General features: G+C 70.6%; 3 protein-coding genes and 1 pseudogene. 2 read left to right on the top strand and 2 right to left on the bottom strand.

The genetic code is table 11. From position 1 onward, the window contains the following. Both ACYVE7_RS32685 and ACYVE7_RS32680 read left to right on the top strand, forming a co-directional pair. A partial coding sequence (locus ACYVE7_RS32685; RefSeq protein WP_460370272.1) for a hypothetical protein occupies window positions 1–254 on the top strand: 254 nt, incomplete at its 5' end. Then, window positions 235–906, top strand: a complete 672-nt coding sequence (locus tag ACYVE7_RS32680; RefSeq protein WP_460370270.1) for a TetR family transcriptional regulator — start codon at window positions 235–237, stop codon at window positions 904–906. The genes ACYVE7_RS32685 and ACYVE7_RS32680, both read left to right, overlap by 20 nt. Here the strand turns inward: ACYVE7_RS32680 and ACYVE7_RS32675 are convergent. Both ACYVE7_RS32675 and ACYVE7_RS32670 read right to left on the bottom strand, forming a co-directional pair. Further along, on the bottom strand, window positions 857–2,008 hold the full coding sequence (locus ACYVE7_RS32675; protein WP_460370268.1) for a C40 family peptidase: 1,152 nt from the start codon (window positions 2,006–2,008) through the stop codon (window positions 857–859). The genes ACYVE7_RS32680 and ACYVE7_RS32675 overlap by 50 nt on opposite strands. Window positions 2,009–2,080: 72 nt before the next feature. Further along, a pseudogene (locus ACYVE7_RS32670) lies at window positions 2,081–2,390 on the bottom strand (N-acylglucosamine 2-epimerase); the annotation flags it as partial.

Raw genomic sequence — 2,390 nt, 5'->3', positions numbered from 1 at the left:
TGGGCAGCCTGCTGGCGTCGGGGTACCGGTCGCGGGCACCGCAGGCCGCCGCGGACGGCATCGGCGCCGCCGCCCGGCTGACCGACCCCGCCCAGCTCCGGCAGGCCGAGGAGGCGTTCCTGCACGGTTCCGATCTGGTCTTCCTCGGCTGCGCCGCCCTGATCGTCCTGACGGCCGCCGTGTCGCTGATCCTCAGCCCGCCGCGGGAAGCTCCGCGTGTTGGAGAATCGGAGCATGAGCACATCCCCGCTTGACCGGCTGCCGTTGCGGGAGCGGAAGAAGCTGAAGACCCGCAGGGCGATCCAGGAACACGCCCTGCGGCTGTTCGCGGAGCACGGCTACGACGCCACCACGGTCGAGCAGATCGCCGAGGCCGCCGAGATCTCGCCGAGCACCTTCTTCCGCTACTTCCCCACCAAGGAGGACGTGGTCGTCACCGACGAGTACGACCCCCTGATGGAGCGGTTCTTCCGGGAGGAGACGGCGGGCCTCGAACCCGTCGCGGGGCTCCGCAAGCTGTTCACCGAGTCGCTGACCCTCATGCTCGCCGACCCAGCCGACAAGGCGCGGCTGCTCGCGCGGGTCAAGCTCAGCGACACCGTGCCCGCGCTGCGCGCCCGCACCTGGGAGCTGCACCAGCAGAGCACCCGGCCCGTCCTGGTCGCGATGCTCGCCGAGCGGCTGGGTCGCGCCCCCGACGATCTGGAGATCCAGCTCTTCGCCGGCATGGTCATCGGCGTGATCTCGACGGTCACCTCGGCCTGGGCCGCAGGCGACGGCCGCGACGACCTCACCGAGCTGTTCGGCCGCGCCTTCGACTTCGCGACGGCCGGCTTCCCGTTCAGCCCGGAGCCGGTCAGCCCAGCGTCTTCGCCAGCGACGCGGCCGCGAACCGGTTCACCCTGACCGCGCCCCGGAAGTTCCGGAGGTACACCTGCTGGATCTTGATCACATCGCCGGTGCGCGGGGCGACCAGCATCTTGTCGCCCCCCAGGAAGATCGCGATATGCGAGATCCGGCCCGGCGCCGACGGGTCGTTCGCCCAGATCAGCAGATCGCCGGGACGCGCCTGGTTGAACGGCAGCCACGGCCCGGTGCGCGCCTGGTCCTCCGCGACGCGCGGCATCGCGATCCCCGCCTGCCGGAACGCCCACTGCACCAGCCCCGAGCAGTCATAGCCGCCCTCGGCGTCCGACTCGCCGCCCCACACATAAGGCATGTTGATCTTGGTGTAGCCCGAGTTGATCGCCCGGCTGATCTCCGGCCCCGACAGCCACGCCCCGCCGCCGCCCCCGCCGAAGTCGAACGCCGGGTTCAGCACCGAGACCGTCGCGGTCTTCTTCGGCAGGGCCTTCTTCAGCTTCTCCTTGAGCGCGTCGAGGTCCTTGCCCTTGGCGGCGACCAGCATGACGTTGTCCTTCGACATGCCGATCCGCTGCGCCGTCGCCTTGGAGACCACCGCGTCCACCCCGCTGACGCCCATCGTCGCGTACGCGCCGACCCTGGCCTGCGACACCCGGCTCGAACCAGTGATCGCGACCTGCTCCCGCAGGTTGACCCCGCCGTCGCTGTGCAGCGTGAACGAGATCGCGACGTCGCCCGAGGCGATGTTCTGCCACAGGTCGTCGCTCTTGGCGGTGCGGTCGGGGGTGAAGTTCCGGAACGTCGAAGGGTCGACGCCGAACACGCCGACCCACTTGTCGCCGAGCTTCGCCTTGTTGCCGTAGACGAGGTCCGCGCCGGTCACGCCCTTGATCTTCTTGACGCGGTCGAGCACCCCGGCCGGCAGCGCCTTCCCGCCCGTCGCGGTGATCATGAACTGGGGTTCGACCTTCCGCCGGAACTTGGCGACGGCCTTGTCGTAGATGACGCCGTTGGACGTCGCGACCAGGCGTTCCTGATCGACCACTGCCGGGCCGTCGGCGACCGTCGCCGGACGTCCTGCGTGCTCGGCGAGCATCGCGACCCCCGTCGACAGCGTGATCGCGATCGCCACCCCGATGCCCAACGGGAGAACGCGACGATCCGGCTTGAACACACCCACCAGCCCCTCAGTAACACGCGCGGAACACGACCTTACCTAGATCCGAAGTTCCCGGGCCAGGTCCGCGGGGGTCGTCACCGGCAATCGGCAGGTGAAGTCGCGGCAGACGTAGGCGGCCGGTGCGCCGCCGACGAGTCCGCGGCCCGCCAGCAGCGGGACGTCGTCGCCCAGCCCGACCGTGACGACCGTACCGGGCGCCACCGACATCAGCGCCGTCCTGTGCAGCTTCTTCGTGCGCTCGTCATCCAGCGGACCGGCGACGGCCACCTCCAGAGGGCCGTGCAGCGCCGCCGCGGCCACCGCCAGGCCCCAGCCCGCGAACCTGGCGTGCCGTCCGGCCAGCGCG

This window comes from Actinocorallia lasiicapitis, assembly GCF_054778695.1.
Note: the sequence above shows the minus strand (reverse complement) of the source record. Positions and strands in the feature narration are given on the sequence as shown.